This is a genomic window from Vibrio sp. V38_P2S17PM301 (assembly GCF_009904845.1).
Classification (GTDB): domain Bacteria; phylum Pseudomonadota; class Gammaproteobacteria; order Enterobacterales; family Vibrionaceae; genus Vibrio; species Vibrio proteolyticus.
In genome coordinates, this window is the sequence record NZ_WXWO01000100.1 from 98,751 (window position 1) to 124,236 (window position 25,486).

The window sequence follows — 25,486 nt, forward strand, 5'->3', positions numbered from 1 at the left end:
CCCTTTTATACTTTTGTTATCTGTTCAAAGTTCTATTCGACAGCCACGCCGGCTGCGAGGTATGGGATCAACTGGTCAACCACCGTTTTGGGGTCCACCTTCTGACCAAAATCGTTCTCTGCAATTTCCGCCAGCGCCTTACTCGAGGCCATGGTGAATACGCAGGTTCCTAACGTAAAGTGCAAACGCCAAAACAACGTCTCTTGCGTCAGACGCGGGTTGGCTTTCAAAACTGAATCGGTAAACAGTTTCAGCGTATCCTGATAACGCGTGGTAATAAACCAACGCAGATGCCCCTGCACGTCAGTATAGCCACGGCCAATCAGTAACATAAAACGACTGGTGCCATTTGGGCGCACATCGTTCAGTGACTTGAGCGGACCGCGCAGAGATTCAAACACTTGCGCCATTTCATAGCTTTCATCCAGATTCAGGTTAATCAGCGCATCCTGAACGGCAGGCATAAATGCTTCCAGATAACGATTCAATACCGCACGAACTAACGTCTTCTTATCGCCAAAATGATAGTTCACCGACGCCAGGTTTACCCCTGCTTTACTGGTTATGGTACGCAGCGAAGTGTCATTGAAACCGTGCTCGGCGAACAAGGCTTCCGCGACGTCCAGAATTTTGTCTTTGGTACTGTTTCGTGGGGCCATTTTAATCACTCGTATTAAACAACTGTTTGAAATATACTCGCGGCACATTTATTTAACAAGCAATTAACATCACACTTTTGAGTATTGGTCGGACCAGATATCGGTAAGGTCTTAATAATCAGTGAAAATTGCGCGCAAAGAAAAATAGGATTTTTTTTCGATTTGAAGGGAACTGTTTGACGTTTGTCCGGTCTATTTAAGAGTAGTTAGCAATGCATTGAAAGTTTAACGGCCGTCAAGCTTGTCCTTACTGCTCACTACACAGATTTATGCTGCTTTTTCTTATTAACTCCTATGTTTGTATCCGCCCAGAACCAGATTGTTCTGGGCTTTTTTTATTGGGTCGCTAACTTAGGCAAACACCCAGCGCTGACACAAATAGAAATTGCTCAGCATACCGGCTGCAATTCCGGCGATAAACGCTGCAGCCGTGCCAAACGGCGAGCTGTGCGTCAGGGTGACAACAACGTGAAATACCGTCAGATTCGGCACTAGAGACAACCCTGCGCCCATCAAGGCTTTGCGCCATTGTAACCACTTGCTCTGACAAACGGCATCGCTGAACGTGAGCCTGCGATTTCCAACCCAGGTGACGCTCGCCGCGGCGAAAAAAGCCAAAGTACGTGCCATGAGTAGTGGTAAGTGCAACAACATCAGACCAGCGGTAAACACCAAGGAATCCACCACAAAGCCACACGTACCGACCAGCGCGAAGAAACTCAGTCGACGCACTATCATGATGGTTTCACGCACTGATAGAGGGCCCTGCCACTTTTGGCGGCGTAGGCCACCACACAAGTCAGTTTCTGCTCGGCAACCACGTGATCGACCTCTTTTTCTTTGCCAATCAGTTGTACTCGCGAGTACTGCTCAAGCGGCGTGTCCGAGGCGAGTTTCCGGGCCAGACCGTGACTGTAAAACTGACCAGAGAACGGGCGTTTACCCACGTAAAACGTTGCTACTCCGGGGCGGGTCAGTTGCCAGATGGCTTTGTCGCTGCGTTTCTCTGATGGCCCGAAGTGCAGATACCCCACGGCAACAATCAAGAATAATGGCACCACACCCGCGGTCACTTTAAACCAAAGCTGTTCCTGGCGACTACCGCGCAGCACCATGGCGATGAGCAGCCCCAACGCAGGCACACCCGGTAACACGTAAGCAGGCAGGATATTCCCGGCCATGGTAAACAGCAGCATCGGTGACACCAGCCACAACACCAGAAAACTGAGTAATTGCTTCTGCTCGCAAGCCCAGGTCTGAACATGCTTGCGCTTACGCCAATACATCACCGGCAATACCACAGACCATGGCGCGGCAGAAGCGAGCCAGAACAGCCAAATCATCCCGCGCGGTTCATCGTGCGCGCTGCCATACAAGTCCCCTTGCCAACCGCTGACCACAAAGCGTTTGAAATGCTCACCGACAATAAAGTAATCGAGAAATCCAGGCGTGGCTTGCTCTGCGAGCACGTACCACGGCAATGCGATCGCACTCATCAGCAGCGTGCCGCCAATCAAAGGAAAACGTCGCCACAAGACTCGCCAGGCGCCCGTTACACTGTGCTGCAAAAACAGCCATGGCATCACCGCCAAGCCCACTAACACCAACACCACAGGCCCTTTAGCCAACAAACCAATCGCAAGACCAACAAAGCCAATGTAACCCCAACGGCGTTCACCGAGCCAGCAGAGATAAAAACCGAGCATCGCCAGAGTCATCCCCAGCATCAGCGCCATATCGGTCATCACTGCGCCCGCCGCGATGGAAAACAGGCCACACGTCGCCAGCACCAGTGCCGTCACCAACGCATCGTATCCCTGCCGACGCGCAAACCAGGCCATCAGGACGATCACCAAAACGCCAGCGAGCCAGTGAGGCATCCGCACCGCAAACTCGTTGACGCCCAGCAATTCAATACCCGATGCGCTCATCCAGGTGAACAACGGCGGTTTCCCCCAAAACGGAACGCCATAATCAAACTGCGGTGTCAGCCAGTTACCGGTTTCCACCATCAGGCGTGCCATTTCTCCGTAGCGTGCTTCTGTGGTGTCCATTAGTGGGTACGTACCGAGTGACAAAAGCCGGATCAATAACGCCGCGATCAACAGCGTCCACAGGTGAATTGGGTTGATTTTCACGCGCGCTTCTCCTGCTTGGCACTGTCGTGACTATTTTGTTCAGCAATGCTTTCAACGATGTACAACGGACGACGCTTGGTTTCAATGAAGATTCGGCCAATGTATTCACCCATCACCCCGATACAAAGCAGTTGAATGCCGCCCAGTGCCAATTGCACCACCATCATGCTTGGGTAACCTGAAACGGCGTCACCGAACAGCAGTGTTTTCACGACAATCACCGCCCCATACACAAACGCAGACAGTGCAATCAACGAACCTAAGATGGTCGCCAGTCGCAACGGACGAATTGAGAAAGAGGTGATGCCATCCACAGCCAGACCAAGCAGTTTGAGGTAGTTCCATTTGGTATCGCCGCAAAAGCGCGCATCGCGGTCAAAAGGCAAGGTGGCCTGACGAAAGCCCGGCCAGGAAAAAATTCCTTTCATGTAGCGGTTACGTTCAGATAAGGTATTAATGTGATCAACCACTTCACGACTGAGTAAGCGAAAATCGCCAACGTTCTCTGGCACTTCCACCTTCGTCAGGGTATTGAGCAGGCGATAAAACAGAGCTGCTGACGTGCGCTTCAACCAGCTTTCACCCAAACGCCGGCGACGCTGCATATTGACCACATCGTATCCCTCCCGCCATTTCGCCAACATCACGGGGATCAGCTCCGGTGGATCCTGCAGATCCGCATCAAGCAGGATCACCGCCAACCCCTGGCAATGCTCCAGTCCGGCGCTCATGGCCGATTCTTTACCAAAATTACGACTCAAACCGATACAAGTCACCCGGCTGCTGCCCGGGTCCAGTCGTTCCACCAACGTACGGCTGGTATCTGTACTGCCGTCATCGACATAGACAATTTCGCAGCGATCCGGCAGTGAATCCAACACACACGTCAAACGTTGATGGAAAACAGGCAGCACATCCGCCTCATTATAAAAAGGCACAATCACCGATAAGGTACATGGCGGGGTAATTCGTGGTAACGTATCGTTTGAGTAGGTCATAGCGGTTATCCCAGCGGTTTCAATAGGATTACCCTAACTGCCCGGATGTGAATGATGTGTTGTCGACATATTTTTCACGCTGATTTTGTTCCTATAGCCGCGCGAAAAGAAAAGGGCCCTGGACACATGAAACGAATCCTGTTGGTGGAAGACAACCGCGAAGTTGCTGGTATCTTGTTTGATTACTTTGAATGTATGGACATGGAGCTTGATTACGCCGACAACGGCGAGCTGGGCTTGCAACTGGCGATGGAAAACCATTTCGATATCATCATTCTCGATCTGATGCTGCCTCGAATGGACGGCCTGACCGTGTGCAATAAGTTAAGGGATTCGGGCAATACCACGCCCGTATTGATGCTGACCGCCCTGGACAACAAACAAGACATGCTGAAAGGCTTTGAACACGGCGCCGACGACTATCTGACCAAACCGTTTGATCTCGAAATTCTCGAAGCTCGCATGAATGCCCTGATCCGTCGTTACCATGGCAAAGTGGCCAGCTGCGAGCTGAGTTTCGGCAGTTTAAAGATCGATCAGAAAACCCGCAAAGCCTACCGCAATGACAAACTGCTGGCGCTGAACCCAACCACGTACACGATCCTCGAAATGCTGTGCAGCAAAGCACCGGAGCTGGTCACCCGTCAGGAGATCGCACGCAAATTGTGGGACGAAGAAGAACCGAACAATGACGTATTACGCAGTCACATCTACCAACTGCGCAATCAGCTCGACAAGCCATTCAGCGTCCCCATGCTGACCACCATCCCCAAAATTGGCTTTCGTCTGGAGAACGTGTAGTGAAGCGCCCTTTTCTCTACAGCACCAAAACACTGACCGGCAAACTGGCACTGTTTTTTTCTGGCGTGTCACTAATCCTCGGCGCAGCCACACTACTGATCTTTCTCGCAGCCTTACAATGGTCAGAAGATCGCGTGGGCGAACGACGCATCCAGATTGACCGTGATGAAGCAGCCACGCGTTTCCTGCATGGTGAGAACGGCAAAATCGTCATTGATGTCCTGACCGATGCTTACAACGATGTCAGGCTGGTTCCAGAGCCTTACCGGACTTACATCCAAGGAAAACATACCTTTCTTGCTGAAGTGGGGGAAGATCCGAACTCGCGGATGGTTCTGGTCTCACATTACTATACCAATGGGCAACAAAAACCGTTAATCCTGCTGACCAAGATCGACGCTGTCGAGTTCGGTGCAGAGGAGATGACGTTCGCCGGGATCCTGGTGCTGAGCTGTGTGGCAGTCATGTTGTTCATCTTCGGTACTTTGCTGTTTCGTCTGTCTGAAAAACTGATCGAACCCATCAACGACCTAACCTTGCAACTTGAACGACATAAAGGGGACTCCAGCCACCATTTCACCATCAAACCCGGTGCTGCCATCGAATTTCAGACATTAGCCGATGAAATGAACCGCTATCGAAGTGAAATCCATACCGTACTCAAACGCGAACAGGCGTTTGCCCGTTATGCCAGCCACGAACTCAGAACCCCGCTGACCATCATCAAAGGGGCCGAAAAACTGATGAGCAAGAATCAGGATGCGGAGTTTCAACAGCGGCAACGACAACGTATCGATGATGCGACACTGCAGATGAGTACCATGATCGATGCTCTGCTCGGCCTGGTGCGCTACGAGCGCGATGAAAGCAATACGCCCTACCGGATGTTTACCGCCAGTGAACTGAGCAGGATCGTTGAACAAAACTCGCATCAGGCCTGGGAGAAAGCCATTCAGATTCATCAAGACGTCGATGCGGAGCCAGACGTTCAAGCCTCGCCCGCCGTGATGAACATGATTGTCGGTAACCTGATTCGCAATGCGATTGCGGCAACAAATCAAGGCGAGATCCACATTCGCCTCACCGAAAATAGTCTGGTGATTAACGACCAGGGCGAAGGGCTGGACACAACACCAAATAAAGACGGGCATGGCCTGGGGCTGCTTATCGTGGATGATCTCTGCCGTCGTTATCACTGGCAGTTCAATCTGACCAATCGCGCTGATGGTGGCTGCCGGGCTGAAATTGACTTCGGTTCGCCTGCCGTTAACTCCCCGGAGATTGTGCCCGAGGCTTAAGCCAGATCATGTCAATCTGCTCGATTTATACTATTATGCTGGGCTTTTTGTGATCCCATGAAGTCAAAATGAACCTAAGCCAAAGTCCGATAACCCAGCACTGTTTCGAGCAGATTCCGTTTTTTCTCAAACGGGACGATCAGTTACACAGCCACTTCAGTGGTAACAAGGCTCGCAAATTTATGTCTTTGCTGAAGCAGGATTTGCCGGGTATCACCACGCTGATTTGCTATGGCTCTGCCCAATCAAACGCGCTTTATTCGCTGGCGGCCCTGGCCCGAATCAAGGGCTGGCAGCTGGAGTTTTATGTCGACCATATCGCCCCATGGCAAAAACAGCGTCCAACCGGCAATTACCGCGGCGCACTCGATCTTGGCGCTCACATCCTGGATGTGCGTGAGCTCAGCTCTGCAGCGATGCACCCACGTGACTACATTACGCAGATTCGTCAACCGGGAGACGAGTGCCTGGTGGTGCCCGAAGGTGGACGTAGCCGCGAAGCCGAAGCTGGCGTTCGTCAGTTGGGTATGGAGCTCCTCAGTTGGGCACGGTTTCAAGTCAAACAACCGTTAGTCGTGGCGCTACCGGCTGGTACCGGGGCAACCGCCTTATATCTGCATAAAACGCTCAAACCCCATGGCATCGAGGTGCTGACTTGTCCTTGTGTTGGCGGGACCGAATATCTGCGCCACCAATTCCATGAACTTGGTGAGCAGGATCATCCGCAAATTCTCACCCTCGACCACAAACATCATTTCGGCAAACTCTATCGTGACGACTACCGCACCTGGCAAGCCCTTCTGGCTCAGACCGACGTCGAATTCGATTTGCTGTATGACCCGATGATGTGGCGCTGTTTGTTGAACTGGTATCACGCCAATCGAGATAAAACCCTGCTCTATATTCACCAGGGTGGTATTTTAGGCAATGAAAGTATGCTCCCGAGATATCAAAGAAAATTTGATTGAGCAGATAACGGATATGAGGCAGACAATGAACAAATCATTTGCAGTACTATTGATGATGATAGCACCGGTAGCCGCCGCTAAAGTCATCACAACACCGGGCGAAAAACCACTCGTCGCACTGGACGGCTCAGACATCGCCAAACGTGTGTGCTATTACCAGGATCAGGCGTATTCACTCGGTGCGATGGTGCAGGTCGGTGACCATTACATGGTGTGCAAAGAGGCCAACAGTTTTGAAACCAATGGCGCTCTTAAATGGGTCACCTTGGAAGAGAAGAAGAAGCCGCAGTAGTTCAGCGAATCCCGCCCATCAGGGTGTATTTTTCTTCCAGAAATTCTTCCAGACCCTGATGGCCACCTTCACGCCCTAAACCGGATTCTTTTACACCCCCAAACGGTGCCGCCGCCGTTGAAATTAATCCTTCATTGATCCCGACCATACCACTTTCCAGTTGCTCACTCATGCGGAATGCACGCGACAGAGACTGCGTATAACAGTATGCGGCAAGGCCAGATTCCACCGCGTTAGCCCGGGTGGTGACTTCCTCTTCGGCCGAAAAACGGAAAATAGCTGCTAACGGACCGAAGGTTTCATCACTGGCCACCAGCATGTCATCGCTCATTTCGGTGATCACATGCGGCTCCACAAACCAACCCTGCTCGCTCAGTTGACCAAATTGAATCTGACCGCCTTTCTCCACCGCGTCTTCAATATGACGACGGACCTTGTCAACCGCGGCCTGATTGATCAGCGGACCAATATCCGCTCCAGTCAGACCGTCACCGACCTTAAGCCGGGCAACTTTATCGACCAGCTTTTTGACAAACTTGTCGTGCACGGCTTCATGTACGTAAATTCGGTTGGCGCACACGCACGTTTGACCGGCATTGCGGAATTTGGCAATCATCACGCCATCCACCGCGGCATTGAGATCCGCATCCTCAAAGACAATAAACGGCGCATTGCCGCCCAATTCCAGCGACAGCTTCTTCACATTGAAGGCGCTCTGTTCCATCAGCAGCTTGCCAACACGGGTCGAGCCGGTAAAAGACAGTTTGCGGACTTTGGTATTCTTGGCAAAGCGCTCTCCAATGCGCTCTGCATCCGCGGTCATCACCTGTAACAGACCGGCAGGCAAATCCGCCCGCTGCGCCAATTGCGCCAGTGCCATCGCCGTAAACGGGGTGTCCGGCGCCGGTTTGAGCACCACGCTGCACCCGGCAGCAAAAGCCGGGCCACATTTGCGCGTGATCATCGCGGCTGGAAAGTTCCAAGGTGTAATGGCCGCTACCACTCCAACGGGCTCTTTGGTCACCAGAATCCGGGCATCGGCCTTATGACTCGGCACAATCGTGCCGTAGGCGCGCTTCGCTTCTTCGGCATACCACTGAATGAAGCTGGCAGCGTAGCGGATCTCGCCCTGCGCTTCTGCCAATGGCTTGCCTTGCTCACTGGTCAGAATGGTCGCCAGATCATCCAGGTTGTCCATGATCAGCTCATACCAGCGATAAAGTACTTGGGATTTATGTTCAGCGGTCGTCTGCTTCCATGCCAGATGCGCCTGATGTGCACTGTGGATGGCCGCCTCTATCTGCGCGCAGGTCAGGTTGGGCACCGTGCCGAGTACCTCGGCATTGGCAGGGTTAGTGACGGTGGACGTCGCAAGGTTATCGCTGTCGAACCACTGGTTATCGATAAAACAGTGCTGTTGGAACAGGCTGGCATCGTTAAGCTTGATCATGGTGTTACCTCAGAGCGGACGTGAGAACTCACGCAGAATATGAAGAAGGTATCAGTATAACGTGAATGTTGTGTGATCCCAGCGTTTTACCGTATCAGTTACATAAAACGCCTCAGCAAAAGCACGGCCCTTTAACTTATCAAAATACGTCTCTGAGCAGAAAATAACCGCCCGGCATTCTGAATAGCCACCTTACGTTTCATTGCACTTTTGAATCAACTACTCAGACCAGATATAAAACCCATTTATAAACTGCTTAATAACTATATTATTAGTCACATAATTTATAATTCTAAACACTTTGCACCAAGGGAATGGTGGCATGGATGTTTCTCCCATTTGATAAGGTATCCTGTGGAAAGAAAATCTATAACACTCACCGCCCTGGCATTCGCTGATGCACCCACAACATCGATTTCCGGGCCAATCGAAGTTTTGTCTATTGCTGCGAATCTGGCGGGCGCACCGGAACCGGTCGTCCATATTGTCACTCAGGACAATCAACCTATCCGGGGCATGGGGGGCGTCATCATCTCGCCCACCATTGATATCGAACAGGTTACTCAAACGGATATCCTGCTGATCGGATCGATCGGATTTCCAGACAGTAATCTGGCGACTCTGGGTAACGACACACTTGAGTGGCTCAAACAGTTCGAGTCACACGGTATTCCAATTGTCTCTATTTGTTCCGGCGCATTTGTGCTGGCCAAAGCACAGATGCTGGAAAGCCGCACCGCCACCACACACTGGCATTTTGCCAATATGTTCCGCGATATGTTTCCGGACACCCGCTTGCAGGTGGATCGCCGTGTCACCTGTGACAACAACCGCTACTGCACCTCTGGGATCAGCGGATACAGCGACGTAATGATGCTGATCGTCGAACAGTTTTTTGGCCTGTCGGTCCGTGAAAGCTGCCACCAGTTTATTTTTGGCGATACCGATCAGGTTCAGCAGAAAGCGCTGGCGAACTTCATTCCGTACCGTCAGCATAACGACACGCTGATCCATCAGTTGCAAGACTGGATGCACAGCAGCCCGACCCTGGAATTCTCAGTCAATGTGCTGAGTAAACGAGTCCATCTGAGCGACCGGCAGATGAAGCGACGATTTAAACTGGCAACCGGTCAAACGCCCATTCAGTACATCCAGCAAATTCGGCTCTCCATTGCCAAAGATAAGCTGGAGAAAACCAAGCAGACCATTGAAGACATCAGCCGTGAAGTAGGCTATGAGGATGTACGTTACTTCAGGGAGTTGTTTAAAAAATCCAACGACATGACGCCGTTAGAATACCGCAAACGCTATCAGCGCTAACCAATAAAAACACAGCGGGCTCTGGCCCGCCATGTTGGCAAGGATCACGCGGCTTCCGGGTGTGGAGGCAGTACCAACAACCCTTTTAGCGCTTTCTTGGCCTTTTTGCGTTTCGACATGGCTTTTTTGGCCTGCTTGGCCTCGTCGTGTTGCGCCCGGGCGCGATTCTTGATCCCGGCCTCTGCGTTCGTCATTTCGTCTTCATCGTCCAGATCATGCACGCCATCCACTCCCAGCGAACTCATGTATTGATCCATGGCCTGTTGATGTGGCTTTGATACCTCATCATGGAGGGTTAACGTCCCGCCTTTTAACGACAGGCTGGCGTCAATCGGTAAACGCCATAACTCTTCCGCCAGTGTTTTATGGTCGGCGTCGAGCTGCACCATGTACATCTGCAGTTTCTCGTTACAACGCGTGACAACCACCGAATTCACTTTGAGATCCAGTTTGGCATCACGACGGCGCTGATAGTTTTTGGTGGTCAGGTGATGGAACATGCCATCCCACAAGATGACTTTGAGCAACATCGGATTCACGGTGGTGTCAAAATCCACACCGGTGCCCACACCTGCTGAAGCGCTGGCCGCCATACGCAACTTAACATCGCCGGACCCACGCACAATCGATTCAATGATGCCGTTCACCCCGACCCCGGCAGAGACTTCACCGGACACTTTGCCCGACACGGCGTTGATACCACGCGCCTTGAACGTCATTGACGTCGAACCTTTGGCTTTCGCACCCACAAAAGCACCTCCCGCCAGGGTGAAAGCCAGTACCTCGTCTGCGCCCATGATGTTACTGGTGTTGAGTGCGGCTTTATACTCTGCTTTTACTTCAGCCCCGACAAACAGCTCAGCTTCGTTGGTCATGGCCATGATCTGGCCGACCGTCAGTTGGTGCGTTACGGTTAACCTCAGCCCGGCTTCTGCCGCCAGAACCGCGTTGACGCCCAGATCAATACCCGGGATCAGCTGTATCGGCACAAATCCGTTGCGGTTTTCCAGCTCATCTTCGGTAAAGTCGGTGTACTTTTTACCGATGTTCACTCCGGGCATTTCAACAATATTGGGCTCTTGCTTACCCGCTCCGCCTTTCAGATACGTGGCGCCGCCACCGGTGCCAAAATTGGCGTGCATATTGGCACTGACCAAGGTTTTGGCTCCTGCTGCCGCGGCACCGGTCAGCTCATTACGGATGCAGCCTAAGTCCCAGCTTTTGGTGATTTCGACTTTAGCTTCAGCAAACAGCTCCGCGCTTTCATCGATCGACAGCGCACCGTTCTCAGAGTCACACTTGCCTTTCACCTCGGTTTTTTTGCCGCGCTGGCGGCTCATTTGCAACAGACGCTGCTTCTTGTAGTAATCGTTAAGTACCTGCCACAACGCGTCGTCGGCTCGGCCATGTTTCTGGTAGGCCTGATTGAGTGACTCGACCTGAGCATCCAGCAGTTGCGCCTGGATCCGGCCGAGTTCGCCACTCTGCTTGATGCCATTTTGCAAATTTTGCAGCAAACGCTGCTTATGCAGCAGGAATTGAAAAAACGTTCGGTTAATAAACTTAGCCCGGACAGACTCATTCGGTGTCCGGCTTGGTCGGACGACTTTAATGATGTCGGGATATTTACGGGTGACCAGAGAAACCAGGATATGCCACAGCGGATGCTCGGTTACGTCAGTGGCACTGTAACCATAACTGCTACTGAGCTTTTTGTGATGGACAAACATCATGGTTTCCAGCACGGAGTAAATCACATCCACACCACGCTGAATATAGGGGATAGCGCGATAGGAGTTTTTCTTGCCGAGTCCGGCACTGAGCGTGTCCAGCCACTGCTCTAGGTGTCGGGTACAGCTTCCCATCGGCAACAGATTACCGCGTTCGTTCTTTATCATGAATATATCAAATTCAAGCGAACGTTGAGTCGGGTTGGTCATAGGCCTTTCCTTTTTATTAACGTGTAACCAGAAACAACAGAGGCCGTGAAAAATCACAGCCCCTGTTACCTTCATCAGAATGTGCTCAGAATGTCCTGCTCTGATTGATCAGTGATCTGATCCAAGCCTTCCATATAAGCGTTGATGGTGAACGCTGTCGCCTCCATGGCTTTGCACATACCAGATATTTTTTCGACGTAGTGCTTTACTTCATAAAGACTCATCGCCGCATCCTCACGGCTCTTAACCAAAGCGCCGAGAGCGGCGGTATTGGTCGGATCTTGATGAAACTTCTGACTGCACACATTCATCTGCTGTTTGCGTGCATTGAGGATCTCCACCGACTGTTTGAGCTTGTACAAATTCCGCTGAATTTGTGGCCCTAAGTCAGCAATGTCTTTCGCCTGCCATTTGGCTTTTTTTCGGTTATATTCCTGCTTGCCCAACTTGGCGGTCAGCATATTGCTGTTACCCGCAGCAGTGTATTCTCCTTTCTTGCGCGCGCGCCGCTTGCCGGTGTACTTACCCACCGCGTACTCGCCAGCCTTGATGCCCAGCTTGGCGATCTCACCAAGCGGGACCACGCTCAACGGCACTTTAACAACCTTCATTGGGTTCTTTTTCAGCGAACGTGCCATGTCCTGTGCCTTGCGCTGCATTTTGTAGAATCGTTCGCCCTGGTGCTTGGCGTAAACCTGCTGCGCACCGGTCAACCAGGCCTGACCGGATTTCCCTTGCAGTTGGGAACGTCGGTCTGCCGACAATACCGAAGGCGTGGTGAAGGCAGACACGCTGTTGGCCGTTTTCTGGCTGATATACTGGTGGAATTTCTGCTTTACCTCTTCCACCGCCTGAGCCTTCTCTAGCTTGCTAAAGCCAAGCTCAATTTTTTCCACCGGAATATCGACGGCCTTGCCAAGTGGCGTACTCTCAAAAATACCGGTCGTGAAATCAAACGCGCTGTCCCCAATGGCAACGCCGTTAAATTCACCGGCCGTCGCCTGGTCATAAATGGTTTTTCCCAAGGAAGTGGCATTTTGTAAATCATTTATCATTTTGTTGTTCTCTCAGATTGTTTAATATCGGCTGCCACACCGTCCCGAACGCTTTGAAGCGCCTGGAGTAATAGGCGGTCATGCGCAAAAGGCATGACCTGATCGATGATGTTAATCAGCGCATACCAGTCATCTCCCGTTTGCACCAGCCCTTCCCCACGTACCTGCTGGCCGGTGGCGAACATAGGTGTCACCTGCCATTCAGACAGTGCTTCCCGGGATGTGCCAATGCGATAACTCGCGCCGAAATCAATCAATCGAATTGTTTGGGTCGTGGGAACATACACAATGTTTGAGGGCTTGATGTCCCCATGAACCCAGCCCCGCGCGTGGCAGTGTTGAATCACCGACACGAGCGCAGGCAAAACTGCGACAAACAGAGCCAGATCGGCCTCATCAAATTCACTCAGTGGCATCGCCGATGAATCGAACTCCAGCATTAAGGCCTGCCTATCAGTATCCACCGCATGCACACGCTGAACGCCGACGCCACGACAGGCCTCCAGCGCCTGCCATTCTCGCCACATGGCCTCTGGCGACGCATAGTGCTTAACGTAAGTCTGCGCTTGCTCGGCAGGCTCCGTTTTGGCCCCTACCTGTTCGGCCCTGACCATCACAACTGCTTGGGCAGACTGAAGTGGGTGAACAGGGACTTATCCAACGTCTGATTGGAATCACGCAGGGTGTAATCCAGTACGATGTTGTTGTCGCTGATCTTGTAATTCAGCTTGCGTACTAACCGGCTTGCCGTCGCACTACTGTCGCCCTCAAACAGCGCGCGGAACAGGGCCCACTGGCCTGTGTATGCCTGGGTCGCAACACGATTGTCCCCTTTGTAAAAGTTGGCGCTCAGGTAGCCGTCTACCCCGGTTGTCGGCCAGTCCACTTCACGCCACACGCGTGGGCCGTGCTTGTAACTGAACACGCTTTCCGCTTCTCTCAGCTGGAACTCTGTTACGTCCGTACTCATCGAGCTGGCTTTGAGGCCAAGTTTCAGCGCCAACTCCTGCCCCGTGGGACCAAAGAAGGTTTTACTCAGTCGGCGAGCCCGTTGCAGTTGCTGACGGCTGGTTTGGCTAATGGGTAGGGTCACACCATCGACTTCGTGCAACTTGAGCACTCCGTTGTCCCAGTAAACAAATGGCTTGAGTAACTGGTCAACAAACTGGTCTACCCGACCTTGTGGTTTAAAGAACTGGGCGAAATCGTTGAGGTTCACTTCACCACGACCCTGCAACGCGAACGGGAAACGTCCTTCAATTGCGGCCACGTAAAACTGGTAGACCTGTTCGTCCCACTGTTTGTCGAGGTAGCTCACACTGCCCGTCACGACCTGGCGCCACGCCTGTGCACTGATGTTTTTGGTCCACTGTGCTACCGGCCCGGGCGCTTTGGCCCCCAGACGCTGAAATTCAACAATCGCATCCTGGCTGCCTTCCGCATGGGCGAGCGCATAGCCGTGAAACGCCTTGCCCGGATTGGAGCTGGATAATGCGGCATCGTAGTAGGTGTTGAGCGCATCAAACTGCTGGATAAGGCCATCCAGTGGCACCGCATCTCCGGCTTTCCCGCTACCGTTGACATAGTTGGCAAACGACAGGAACGCTTCATTAACAACAAATGAAGGTTGCAAGCGCAGCAGCTTTTCGCCGACGGCACGGTTGAGTTTGTCTGCCGTGCGCAACCCCTTAGCAACCTTCTTCAGCCCCAGCTGACTGGCCGTCCGTTTATTCTCTTTGGTGTCCGGCTGTTCTTCGACGGCGAGCGTCGTGTTGACCACCACCGCGCCGAGCACGTCTAGCACCGGGCTGGTGGCCGGCTCACGTGCACTTCTCAGCGCGTAGGCCAACTCCACCGGGCTGTTAAACTGGCGGATGTGGATGTTATTGATCAGATCTTTCCAGTAGTAGATGTAGTCGGCAAAGTAGAGGCGCTGGATCTGCTTACTCAAATCCGTCAGCTCGGCAATCGATGCTCCCGACATGTCGCCCTGAATGGCTTTGAACTCACTCAATTGCTTACGCAGCAATTCTGACTTAGCACTCAGATCGATCTGGCTGTAACCCTGCTTAGTGAAAATCTCCGGGATCAAATAGCCATGGAAATCCTCCGAAAACATGAACATGCTGTCGAACTTTTCGCCCAGTTGACGACGGACATCCACCTGAGTCCGATACTCCGGCAAGCTCTTGATACGCGCATAGATAAGGCGCTCCGGTGACAAGCCCTCCAGATTATTGGTTGCCACGGCAATCAACTCGTAGTTAGGGGCCAGGCGCTGGTCGTAATTGCTCTTAAACAGGTCGTTGATCAGCAGTGACAGCGTATTGATGTCATCCGACGACACATTGCCCTGATCCTTGAGGTTATCCAGCAGATAGGCCTGCATCCCCACAATGTCGAGTTGCTGACGGTCAAACAGCATCTGGTAATAGCGCAGGATCTCAAAGATTTTGCTCGGGTTCCCCAGATTGACGTAAACGTACAACTCGCTGCTGATCAGCTCTTCGAGTTTTGGCAACAGGATCAGGTTCAACTGTTCCTGATAGGTGCTGTAAATCCGCGCCGCGGTATCGCTCTGTTTGATGCTGACCTGCTGATACCAGGCTTTGGGTTGAATGCCCTGCTCCGCCACCGTGCGCAGTTCATTAAGTACCGCAATCATGTCTGGCATGGAATAGTTCTTCTCCAGACGCTGAATGTCACTGCCGTACAAACGCAGCTGAGTCATGGCGTCTGCACGCCACTGCTCATCCTGATTCCAGTTGTCTTTCAGCACTAAGCCCGCAGCCGACAATACACCGACCACAGCCACAACCGCCAGAGAGCGCACCGCCAGGTAACCGGCATGGCGCAACTCGTTGACACCAGTAATGGTTTTTTCCGGCAGGATCACATGGCTGAACAAACGTGACGTGAAGTAACTGCGACGTCCCGGCAACTGCTCCCGGGTACTGGATGAGTTAAATTCCGCACGCTCCGCCACGACTTGTGTGAGCAGATCATGCTCCACGCCTTTTTGTCCGGATGACAGCAGATACGCACCGCGAATCCATACGGCTTCGCGCACCCGGTTTTCACGCCCGATGTCCGTCAGCAGTTCATTGATGCGCTCAAAGAAGATCCGCAATTGGTAGGGCAAGGCGATCACCGAACCGGACTGTTCACTGCTGATGTTACGCAGCAGCTCAAATTGTTGCTCCGCCAACGTTTTCAGCAGCGCTTTACTTTGCAGCTCAAACTGGTGTTTATCGAAACGGCGATCCGCATCGCAGTTGAATGTCACACCGAACGGGTTTTCCACATCGCAGCCGGAAAACCCTGCAAAAAACTCGATAAAATCGGCGATCGCATCCGCTTTGGAGAATACGCTGTACACCGGCAGATTGATGTTGATCAGGGCGCTCATCGACAACGCCGCTTCCTGATAGATGCTGGCCAGTTTCTGGCGCTCTTTGCGGTCGCCCTTGAGCAAACGATCACAGCCGATCATAGTGACCACGCCGTTCAGACCCTGACGTGGCCGATATTTAAGCAGTTGTTGTCCCAGTACCTGCCACAGCGCTTCGTCGACGCCTTCACTGTCAAAGATACGGTGACCGGCTTCGATCACTACCGCATGATCATTACTCCAGAAGCGCAGGTACTGTTCGGTATCGCTGTCTTCCAGATGACGTTCCGTGACCGGTTCGAAACCGTTTTGCAGCAACATAGCACTTTTCGCGTCTTTTTCACCGCCAAGCAATAAATACCAAGGCAGGCTGTAAATGCTGTCCAACTTGTTGCGACCATGACCACGCACCTTCTTAGTGGCCAGTCTGAACAGTTGCTGGATCACGCTGGTGTCTTGTTTGAGCAACACGTGTTGATCATGCAGCTCATTATCGCGCGAGGCTTTACTTGCCTGTTTCCACCACCAGAACAAGGTGGCGCCAATCAACAACAACGTGATACCCAGCGCGAGCCATTTCGGCCACTGCGGCTGCTCCGCTGGTAACCCTATCCAAAGTGCGCTGCACGCGGTGATCAACGCAACAATCCATATCAATACAAGAATTTTTTTGATCATATTATTTCTGCGCTCTTCTTATCGTCGCGTTGAGGTCAAAGCGAACATTGAGCTCATTCTTCAGCTTGCGAATCACAGCCAGATTGTCTCCCGCGCGAATAAACAACTCGATGCCGTGTGACGTTTCGCGGGTATAGGAATCGTATCCGCCTTGTTTAAGTTCAGAGGCAAGCCGCGCGGCATCGTCGGCACGGGAAAATACAGCCAGAACAATGTCCCACTGTGGACGGGTCGTGCTCTGCGGTGTTGCTACTGCGTTGCTCAGTTCCGGGCGCACATGGCCGATGTCTTCTTCGGTACTGACATAAACCAGATCCTGATCGGCCTGCCGGAGGTTCACCCCAGACATGTCAATAGTACTGAACTGCTGCAAAATCGGCTGGCTGCGGTTGTAGTACCAGTACTCAGAGGCACCATAACCTGCGGCAGCAATCAGCGTGGCCAACGCCAGCGTTTTGCCCATACTCAGCATGCGCCAGGGCTGCTTACCCTCAATCAGTTCGGGGGTTCGCGGTACCGGCAACGCGCTCTCACTGCGGTAGTGGCGGATCAGGGCATACACATCAGACTTAATTTCGTGCAACGGGCTCTCGTCGTCATGGCGATAACGACCTTTAAAGCCGAGCATCAGCAACACATATTGCAGCTCAAGAAAGTCGACCAGTTTGCCCGGCTGCTGGCTGGCCTTGTCCAGTAAGGCGAAGAAAGCTTCACCTCCGTTGCGCTGTGAAAACACTTTGCTCAGCAGAGAATGGTTTTCCCAGCGTGCCCGCTCTCCCCACGCGGTGTAGAGAATCGCTTCGTCAAATGCCGCGCACAGTACAAAACAACTTTTCTCGACGATGCTCGGGTGGTATTCCAGATACAGCCCGCGCTGGCGAAACAGGGCGATGGCATCCAGCAGTTTCTGCCGGAAGCGATCTATATCCCGTGGCGATCCCTGGCGCGGGACGGTCACCAGAATCCCGAGTAATTCGGTCGCGGCATTGAGCAGCGGACTGCCGTACACCGCGAGACTTTCAATCAGGCGCTCGGTACCAGAAATGTCTGCCTGACTGGTTTTGGCTACCCGCTGTGTTTGCGTCGGATTACCCGCTACTCGGCGGATTTGAACCGTGGGTTCTTCGTTAAAAAGTCCTGCCACAACTACCTACCTGATCACATGAAATTCAACGTTGATGTCTTCAATCCGCTCATCGATATGCAGCGCGATCGCTTCGTCTTTCTTTACCAGTGACTGCCACAGCTCTGACTTGGTATCCACTTCAAAGTAAGCCGCATCATGGCGGGATTTGAGCTCAGAAGGCGCATACGGCAAATGGCGCAATGACACCCCCGACAAGGCATTGCGCACCAAACCGGCAATATCACTGTTGCCAGCCAGCTTAGTGGCACGAGGGAACTCTTCGCCCAGACGCGCAGCGCCGATGGATGACGTCGCGACCAGAATAAAGCGTCCCTGATGGTAGAGGCTGCGATCCTGAACCAGAGTCCGCAGCAAACGACGGGTGACAAACAGCTGGCGATCCCACTTCAACGTAGTCACGTTATCGATCTGCACTTCACGCAGCAGCACCAACAGCTCAGAAAAGACCGCGGAAAAAATCCCGTACAGGTCATTCTGATTCCAAAGCGGAAACGACTTCGGCATTTTGCCCTCCAGCCCTTGCATCTGGCCCGCCATGGCGACACATTCCAGATAGAGGTGGCGGGTTAACAGTGTCCCGTCACTGTTCCATTGCTCCAGTTTCGGCATCCACACGCCCAAAACCTGTAACCACAGATAATCGCGCATCAAAGCCTGATAGCTCTTGCTGTTGGTCTCCGCCTGTAAACGGGTAGAAATGGCCCGCGCCCGGTATTGCACCTGAGCGAATACGTCGGCGACACAGTCTTTCAGATAGCTGGATACGCCAAAATGCAGGCTTTGCGGAATAAAGGCCTGATTGAGCACCACCGCTCCTTCCGACTTGTGTTCACTGATTTCCGCCACCGCAATCAGGGTGTAATCCTGGAGTTCATCCCCCTCCAGCTTGAGTTCAATATTGAGGGTCGCCAGTTCCAGTGGCACTGGATCGCTGTGTTCACGACTGGTATCAAATACCGGGTGTTCGCTGGCAGTGTGACGCAAACGGCTGTCTTCACCGACGTCTACGGCACCTGGCCGGCTCACCGGCAACGCCAGATAGACTTTTTTATGATGGGTATTTTTCGCCACATCTAACACCAGAGAGTGCTGAATATCAAACGGTGTTCCGTCCGGAAAAATACCTCGTGCACGGCGCACCGACACTTTACCGATATCCAGTAATGAACGGTCGAGCTCAAGTTGCGTCAGGCCATACGACTGAGGGCTGATCTGGCCAGCAAACTCGCGTGCAAAGTGTTCCAGATAACGCTCTTGCTGCTGGAAATGTTGCGGAGAGAGAAACATCCCTTCGCTCCAGACGACTTTATTGGTATCCATTATTTTTCCTCTTCACCCGATACAGACAGGTTGATGCCGTCGATCTCAATATTGATGGCCGCTGAGCTAACAATCAGCGGTTTGTAAATCACTTTATTTTTTGCCTCGCGATAATCCGCAAAGCCGGCGATCACGCCGATGTATTTGCTCCCCGCCGCCATCGGCAGAATCTCCTGACGGCTTTCGCCGGGTAGCACACTGGCCAATTGACGTGCTAACAAAAGCTCGGCTTTCAACACGCCTTGTTCGTCGTTATAAATCTGGATGAAATCGGCCTGGTTGAAGGCCTGACTGTCGGTTAACTGGTAGATGCGCAGTTCCACCGGCGATGGCTTACCTTCCACATTCGGGTTGATGTTCGAGGCCGCTTTGATGTTGACCACCAGTTGTGGGACCACCAGCTCATCGCCCCAGAAACTGCAACCTGACAACACCAGACTCAGTAGCAGTACACTCAAACGACGCATCATTGCTTGTCTCCTTCCAGATTGCGTTGCAGACGTAGCGCGTCATGAAAATAAGCCTGAAATTTCACCTGCCAGTCGCGGTTGTCGACCTGGCGGGCGAAGTAGCGTTTGTACATATCCCAGTACTTAGGCTTGCGAGACCAGAAACCGGCTCCGGACAGGTCGTCAAACATTGACTCCATCGCTTGCGGAGAAATGTCCGCCAACAAACGCGTCAGCGCCATTTCCAGTGCTTTATCTGTCTGTTGCTGGAGTCGCTGTTCGTGTTTACGAAATTCCGTCAGCGCAAACTGGACGGGCTGCGCCTCAAACGGAGACGGCTCCTGCGCTGTCGCTGGCAACGATGCCTGATAAGCCTCTTCGCCCAACGGATCATCTTCTTCAGTCTGAAACTCCAGATCGAAACCAAGGCGTTGACGTTCACGCGTGACGTCGTCACTTAGAAACGGATCGTCGTCAACCACATCAAAATCTGAAATCGTGAATTGCGGATCTTCGGGTTCGCTCGGCTCAACCGACATGCTGCTTAGCTCGGTACGAAACGGGTCATCCCCAAACTGTGAGGCAGTGGGAACCTCCGTCAATCGCTGAGCCTGTGCTTTCTCCGGAATGAAACACGACACCAGCAAACGATAACGACCAATATCCAACACGTCGCCGTCGCTCAGTGTTGACTGATTGCCTTTGCCAAGCGGCTCATCCGAACCGTTGATAAACAGGCCGTTGGTGCTGTTGTCCGCAATCTGATAACCGCGTGAGGTTTTGCGAATGATAGCGTGCGTTCCAGAGACTTCACGACTGGCGTCGCTCAGTTGCAGCGTCGCACCAAACGCCCGACCGATTTCGCCCCCTTCCTCTGGAAAGGCCTGATTCCACTGCGCAATACTTTCGCCGTCTGGAGAGCTGATGATTCTGATTGATAGCGGCATATGATTTACCTTTGCTGTAATTTCGCGACGGCGTTAACGACACTGCTTGGCAGCTTGGTTAAACTCCGTCAGAAAACGGGGATACTGTGTGACAAATGCTTTCGAGAAGTAGACGCCAAGTGGCTGCGACTTCATTTTGGTTCGGGTGATGGCCCGGTAACTGATGCCCATTTTCTTAATCGTCTGTTCAATGACGGCATCGTTGCCGAGGATCGCGCCAACATCGCCGTTGAGCATCAGCTCCAGCAATGCTTTGGGCGTGCGTGGTTTTTTACTCACCTGATAGCCATTCTTCTGCAGCCAGTACCATTTGTTGGAGCCAAACAGCGCGGCAACCTCAACCTGAGGCTTAAACATCGAACTGTTGATTTCAGAGGCTTCCGAGAGCGAGAACCAACTCCACTTCTGATCCGCCAGGGCATCTGAGTACACGGCGTATTCATCGCGTTTGCTGTTGTGTGACGCCAGAAAGAAGCCGTGCTGAGAGCCTACCTCCGTTTGCAGTTGCGCCTTGTCCCACTTGGTCATGGTCAACTGATACGGCTGTTGCATCACCCGCATCACGCATTTCACTTTGTCGATGCCCGGCCCTTTCATTACGCCGTTGACCTGATACTGGTATGGGAACCACTCTTGAGTCGCCAGCAGTAGGCGTTCAGGACGGCTGTCCGCCAGTGCACTCTGGCTGACCGTCAGACACGTCAGAAGTACCCCAATACGCTTACTCATGACCCCTCCTGAACCTCATACAGCGCATCAAACTGCGCCGTAAGACAATGCGCCACCGCGAGCGGCCGCTGCGCTTTGAGGAACGACAAACGGTTAAACACCAGTGATTGCACTAAATCGGTGTAACTCATCCCTTCCCGGGCCAGATCATGGCAAACCAAGCTAATCTGATTGCCTTGCGGACGTTTCAAATCAGGCTTCGGATTGGTTTCCAGCACGTATAACTGGCCGCGTGTGTCCATACGCAGGTCTACGCGAACCAGAGTTTGTAGCCCAAGCTGACGGAAAATCTTTTGACCAATCACCGCCAGTTGGCTACGCAGCGGTTCCTCGTCAACCGCCACTAGGCGATCTTGAGTGATAGGCTTTACGTCCATAGAGGTAAAGATGGGCTCATCCGCTGCCAGCAACCTCTCGGTGATCGAAAATGCCAGCGGTGTTGAAGACTGGGTTAATCGACCCTCTTTGAATACATACTCACCCGCTACCGCGACCACAAATTCACGTCCGGCAAGAAACGGCTCTATCATCACCGTGTGGCTGGTCGCCAGCCGCACTTTTTCTACTACGGCTGCCAGCTCCCGGCGGTCAAACACCGGATAGACGTGAATCGAAGCGCGTCCGGAGACCGGTTTCACAATAAAGCCATCGTTGAAACGCCCGGCAATGGCATCAATGGCAGCCTGTTTGTCCGGCGCCTCAAACGCTTCATCGATCCCCACCGTGACAAACGGCGCCGTCGGCAGACCGGCAGCAGTGATCTCATGCTTGAACAGATGCTTGTTGTCGAGCACACCGGCGGTCATTGGCGAATGTCCGACGTAAGGCACCCCAAGCATCTCTAGGGTCGACGGCAAATGACACATGGCATCGAATCCTTGCAGACCACCGCTGTTGGTGATCACCAGATCGATCTGCTTTTCCCGCAACTGCTGCGCCAACTCGATGTCTTCAGCCAACACCTCGACGTGTTGAAAACCGGACTCCATCAGTGCACAGGCGATATCGTGCGCCACCGCGGCGTAGGTTTTACTCGAGCGCGGGCTGAGGTTTTCAAAAATAAAACCGCTGGTGTGGGACTTGTCCCCGCCATGAATGACCGCCACCTTGAGATGTTGGCGGATCCACTCCAGTTGTGTTGGCGAAAAAACCGCGTGCGTCATGTCCTTTATACCTGTCGTTTGTGCTGCTCAATGAGCCGGACACTTAAGGTCGGCGGTGGCAGCAATTGGTATTCTGGTTATTGTTTGTATTGGAGTTGTGTTTGCTGATGCGGATGGCTCGCCATCCACACTCCGTCAGTCAATGTGAATCTCGAAACGGCCCTCTTCCACCGTAACCAAGACGGCCTGAACGGGCTTGTTTTCACTCATGCGAACAATGCATTGGTTGGCCAGCTCCGGCATCAGTTGTCGGTTGATCAATTGCTCCACCGCACGAGCACCAGTTTCCGGAGACTGGTTCATGGCAACCAACTGCTCAACGACCTCCGGCTGATAGTCAAAACGGGCGCCGTAATGCTCAGCAACCCGTTTGCGGATCCGCTTGAGTGACAAGGTCGCGATTTGCGCCATCTCCTCATCATTGAGTGGGAAGTACGGTACAATGGTCGCACGGCCCAAAAACGCAGGTTTGAAGAATTGCTGCAACTCGGGAAAGATTGCCTGGGTCAGTTGCGGAATCGAAGGACGGCCGTTTACGCAGGCATTCACCACCGCACTGTCCGCCGCGTTCGACGTCATGATGATGATGGTGTTACGGAAATCTATTTCACGGCCTTCGCTGTCCGAAATAGAGCCTTTGTCGAAGATCTGGTAGAAAATGTCGTGCACGCCCGGATGGGCTTTTTCCATTTCATCCAGCAGCAATACGGAATACGGGTTTTTGCGGACAGCTTCGGTCAGCACCCCGCCTTTGCCATAGCCGACGTAACCAGCGGGTGATCCCAGCAGCATCGAGACTTTGTGCTCTTCTTTGAATTCGGTCATATTGATGGTGGTGATATTGCGTTCCCCGCCGTACAAAAGGTCGGTCAGCGCGAGAGCTGTTTCGGTTTTTCCGACCCCGCTCGGGCCACACATCAGAAATACACCGACCGGTTTACGCGGATCCGTCAGTCCGGCGCGCGCCATGCGAATCGCTTGAGAGATTTCTGCAATCGGCGTTACCTGACCAATCACGCGCTCACCAATGTGTGACTCAAGATGCATCAGGCGTTTCACTTCCGCACTCAGCATGTTGCCCACCGGGATGCCGGTCCACAGCGCCACCACTTCCGCGATGGTCTGCTGTGTCGCCTGAGGTAACACCAGCGGCTGTTCACCCTGTATGTCGCGCAGTTGCGCCATATTTTCCGCCAGTTGCGCTCGCTCAGCGGCGGTATTCAGATCCTCTCCCGCCAGAAATTGCTCATCCAGCCGGGTTTGCAACGCCAAAATCGTCTCTACCAGTTGCGTTTCCTGCTGCCAGCGACCTTCAATCTCCTGATACTGAGCAGCCAGCGCTTCACGACGTTGGCGCGCCTCATCCAGGCGTGGATGTTCAATCGACCACAGCGCCGCTTCATGGCTTAGAGTGTCGATTTCGTTGTCGGCATAACGAATTTGTTCTGCGATGGATTCCATCTGACGCGGGGTGGCGCTCTGGCTCAGGCCAATACGTGAACATGCGGTATCCAGCAGACTGATGGCTTTGTCTGGCAGTTTGCGCTCCGGCAGGTAGCGTACCGACAGCGATACTGCTGCATCGATCGCTTCCTGCATCACTTTAACGTTGTGGTGTTGCTCCAGACTCTTTTTCACACCGCGCAGCATATGTACTGCGTCTTCTTCACTCGGCTCACCAACCGCCACCACCTGAAAACGGCGGGTCAGTGCGGCGTCCGATTCAAAATACTGTTTGTATTCCGCCCAGGTCGTTGCGGCCAGTGAACGGAACTCACCACGCGCAAGCGCTGGTTTGAGGATGTTGGCCGCATCGTTTTGTCCGGCGGCGCCCCCGGCCCCAATCAAGGTATGCGCTTCATCAATGAACATGATGATCGGCGTGCGGGACTGCTTGATCTCGTTAATTACGTCTTTGAGGCGGTTTTCAAATTCGCCTTTAATGCTGGCGCCCGCCTGAAGCAGCGACAAATCCAGACTCCGCAATTCCACGTTCGCCAGCGCTGGCGGGACATTCCCCTCCACTATTTGCTGGGCCAGACCTTCAACAATCGCGGTTTTACCGACCCCTGGGTCACCGACCAGAATTGGGCTGTTCTGACGGCGGCGGCACAAAATATCAATCGCTTTGCGGATTTCATCGCCGCGTCCAGAAATTGGATCGAGGCGGCCATCGCGCGCAGCTTGTGTCAGGTTCTGCGAATATTTGTCCAGTGCCGGGGTCGCCGCCTCTCCCTGAGCTGGTATCGCACTATCGATTGAACGCTCACCCGGCACACTGATGGCCAGCGACTGGCTGCGCAGCCATTCTGACGACAACATGGCGACCCACTGGCTAAGTAAGCCGTTATACGCACCCTGATCGAGACGCTGCTTCAGGACCATCAGCAGATGAAACTCATTCACGCTCAGTTGTTGCTGGTTGAGTGACGCAATCATCCAGGCGTCTTTCAACAACTCGACCAGCTGGGGAGATAACGATGGCGAGGCATCATTGCCACGTGGCAATCCGGACAGATGATCGCTGAGCCCTTCAAGCAGCGGCTCTTTGGCAAGCGACGCTTGTACCAGAGCACTTTCCCAGCCTTTCGCTTGTTGCAACAGCGGCAAAAACCAGTGTTGCGGCTCAATGGCAAAATGGCCGCGACTGACACACTCACCCGCCGCAGCCTCAAGGGCGCTTTTGAGCTCTGGGGTCAGCCTTTTGACCAGGCTTTGCAGTTCAATATTGATCATGGTCTTT

General features: G+C 53.0%; 21 protein-coding genes. 5 read left to right on the forward strand and 16 right to left on the reverse strand.

Annotated elements, in window-relative coordinates; all coding sequences use genetic code 11:
• Positions 1-32 precede the first annotated feature (32 nt).
• The 4 genes from CAG64_RS21350 to CAG64_RS21365 all read right to left on the reverse strand — a co-directional run bounded on the left by CAG64_RS21350 (position 33) and on the right by CAG64_RS21365 (position 3,795).
• Complete coding sequence (locus tag CAG64_RS21350; protein ID WP_021703688.1) at positions 33-659, reverse strand: TetR/AcrR family transcriptional regulator; 627 nt, start codon at positions 657-659, stop codon at positions 33-35.
• Between the two features lie 351 nt (positions 660-1,010).
• Complete coding sequence (locus CAG64_RS21355) at positions 1,011-1,397, reverse strand: GtrA family protein (protein ID WP_161452697.1); 387 nt, start codon at positions 1,395-1,397, stop codon at positions 1,011-1,013.
• Complete coding sequence (locus CAG64_RS21360; RefSeq protein WP_161457907.1) at positions 1,394-2,797, reverse strand: phospholipid carrier-dependent glycosyltransferase; 1,404 nt, start codon at positions 2,795-2,797, stop codon at positions 1,394-1,396. The genes CAG64_RS21355 and CAG64_RS21360 overlap by 4 nt, the downstream gene beginning before the upstream one ends.
• Positions 2,794-3,795, reverse strand: coding sequence for a glycosyltransferase family 2 protein (locus tag CAG64_RS21365; protein WP_161457908.1), 1,002 nt, complete (start codon positions 3,793-3,795; stop codon positions 2,794-2,796). The genes CAG64_RS21360 and CAG64_RS21365 overlap by 4 nt, the downstream gene beginning before the upstream one ends.
• 126 nt (positions 3,796-3,921) lie before the next feature.
• On the opposite strand from CAG64_RS21365, the gene CAG64_RS21370 reads away from it, so the two are divergent.
• The 4 genes from CAG64_RS21370 to CAG64_RS21385 all read left to right on the forward strand — a co-directional run bounded on the left by CAG64_RS21370 (position 3,922) and on the right by CAG64_RS21385 (position 7,154).
• Positions 3,922-4,596: a response regulator transcription factor gene (locus CAG64_RS21370; protein ID WP_021703692.1), complete on the forward strand. Its 675-nt coding sequence runs from the start codon at positions 3,922-3,924 to the stop codon at positions 4,594-4,596.
• The gene (locus CAG64_RS21375) at positions 4,596-5,894 is read left to right on the forward strand and encodes a histidine kinase dimerization/phospho-acceptor domain-containing protein (protein WP_161457909.1); all 1,299 of its coding nucleotides are present in this window, start codon (positions 4,596-4,598) and stop codon (positions 5,892-5,894) included. Before CAG64_RS21370 ends, CAG64_RS21375 begins: the two co-directional genes overlap by 1 nt.
• Before the next feature lie 68 nt (positions 5,895-5,962).
• On the forward strand, positions 5,963-6,862 hold the full coding sequence (locus tag CAG64_RS21380) for a pyridoxal-phosphate dependent enzyme (protein WP_161457910.1): 900 nt from the start codon (positions 5,963-5,965) through the stop codon (positions 6,860-6,862).
• A gap of 25 nt (positions 6,863-6,887) precedes the next feature.
• A complete protein-coding gene (locus CAG64_RS21385) occupies positions 6,888-7,154 on the forward strand; it encodes a DUF1496 domain-containing protein (protein ID WP_161457911.1) in 267 nt (88 codons plus the stop codon).
• Between the two features lies 1 nt (position 7,155).
• Here CAG64_RS21385 and CAG64_RS21390 read toward each other — a convergent pair whose 3' ends face one another.
• Positions 7,156-8,604, reverse strand: a complete 1,449-nt coding sequence (locus CAG64_RS21390; protein WP_161457912.1) for an NAD-dependent succinate-semialdehyde dehydrogenase — start codon at positions 8,602-8,604, stop codon at positions 7,156-7,158.
• 354 nt (positions 8,605-8,958) lie between these two features.
• On the opposite strand from CAG64_RS21390, the gene CAG64_RS21395 reads away from it, so the two are divergent.
• Positions 8,959-9,924: a helix-turn-helix domain-containing protein gene (locus tag CAG64_RS21395; protein WP_161457839.1), complete on the forward strand. Its 966-nt coding sequence runs from the start codon at positions 8,959-8,961 to the stop codon at positions 9,922-9,924.
• Between the two features lie 44 nt (positions 9,925-9,968).
• Here the strand turns inward: CAG64_RS21395 and CAG64_RS21400 are convergent, their stop codons facing one another.
• The 11 genes from CAG64_RS21400 to tssH form a co-directional block, all read right to left on the reverse strand.
• The gene (locus CAG64_RS21400) at positions 9,969-11,864 is read right to left on the reverse strand and encodes a hypothetical protein (RefSeq protein ID WP_161457840.1); all 1,896 of its coding nucleotides are present in this window, start codon (positions 11,862-11,864) and stop codon (positions 9,969-9,971) included.
• 74 nt (positions 11,865-11,938) lie between these two features.
• On the reverse strand, positions 11,939-12,919 hold the full coding sequence (locus CAG64_RS21405) for a hypothetical protein (protein WP_161457841.1): 981 nt from the start codon (positions 12,917-12,919) through the stop codon (positions 11,939-11,941).
• Entirely contained in the window at positions 12,916-13,533 is a 618-nt protein-coding gene (locus CAG64_RS21410) for a protein kinase domain-containing protein (protein WP_021703700.1), read from the reverse strand. Before CAG64_RS21410 ends, CAG64_RS21405 begins: the two co-directional genes overlap by 4 nt.
• A complete protein-coding gene (gene tssM, locus CAG64_RS21415; protein WP_161457842.1) occupies positions 13,533-16,988 on the reverse strand; it encodes a type VI secretion system membrane subunit TssM in 3,456 nt (1,151 codons plus the stop codon). The genes CAG64_RS21410 and tssM overlap by 1 nt, the downstream gene beginning before the upstream one ends.
• Before the next feature lies 1 nt (position 16,989).
• Positions 16,990-18,132 (reverse strand): type IVB secretion system protein IcmH/DotU, encoded by a 1,143-nt coding sequence (gene icmH / locus CAG64_RS21420; protein ID WP_021703702.1) that lies wholly within the window; start codon positions 18,130-18,132, stop codon positions 16,990-16,992.
• Between the two features lie 6 nt (positions 18,133-18,138).
• Positions 18,139-19,455 (reverse strand): type VI secretion system baseplate subunit TssK, encoded by a 1,317-nt coding sequence (gene tssK, locus CAG64_RS21425; protein WP_161454435.1) that lies wholly within the window; start codon positions 19,453-19,455, stop codon positions 18,139-18,141.
• Positions 19,455-19,925 carry a type VI secretion system lipoprotein TssJ gene (tssJ, locus tag CAG64_RS21430; RefSeq protein ID WP_021703704.1) on the reverse strand — a complete coding sequence of 157 codons (471 nt, stop codon included), beginning with the start codon at positions 19,923-19,925 and terminating at the stop codon, positions 19,455-19,457. The genes tssK and tssJ overlap by 1 nt, the downstream gene beginning before the upstream one ends.
• Positions 19,922-20,851: a type VI secretion system-associated FHA domain protein gene (locus CAG64_RS21435; protein ID WP_161454437.1), complete on the reverse strand. Its 930-nt coding sequence runs from the start codon at positions 20,849-20,851 to the stop codon at positions 19,922-19,924. The genes tssJ and CAG64_RS21435 overlap by 4 nt, the downstream gene beginning before the upstream one ends.
• Before the next feature lie 33 nt (positions 20,852-20,884).
• Complete coding sequence (locus tag CAG64_RS21440; RefSeq protein ID WP_021703706.1) at positions 20,885-21,580, reverse strand: transporter substrate-binding domain-containing protein; 696 nt, start codon at positions 21,578-21,580, stop codon at positions 20,885-20,887.
• Positions 21,577-22,743: a D-alanine--D-alanine ligase family protein gene (locus CAG64_RS21445; protein ID WP_161454438.1), complete on the reverse strand. Its 1,167-nt coding sequence runs from the start codon at positions 22,741-22,743 to the stop codon at positions 21,577-21,579. Before CAG64_RS21445 ends, CAG64_RS21440 begins: the two co-directional genes overlap by 4 nt.
• A gap of 135 nt (positions 22,744-22,878) precedes the next feature.
• Positions 22,879-25,479: a type VI secretion system ATPase TssH gene (gene tssH, locus CAG64_RS21450; protein ID WP_161457843.1), complete on the reverse strand. Its 2,601-nt coding sequence runs from the start codon at positions 25,477-25,479 to the stop codon at positions 22,879-22,881.
• Between the last annotated feature and the right edge of the window lie 7 nt (positions 25,480-25,486).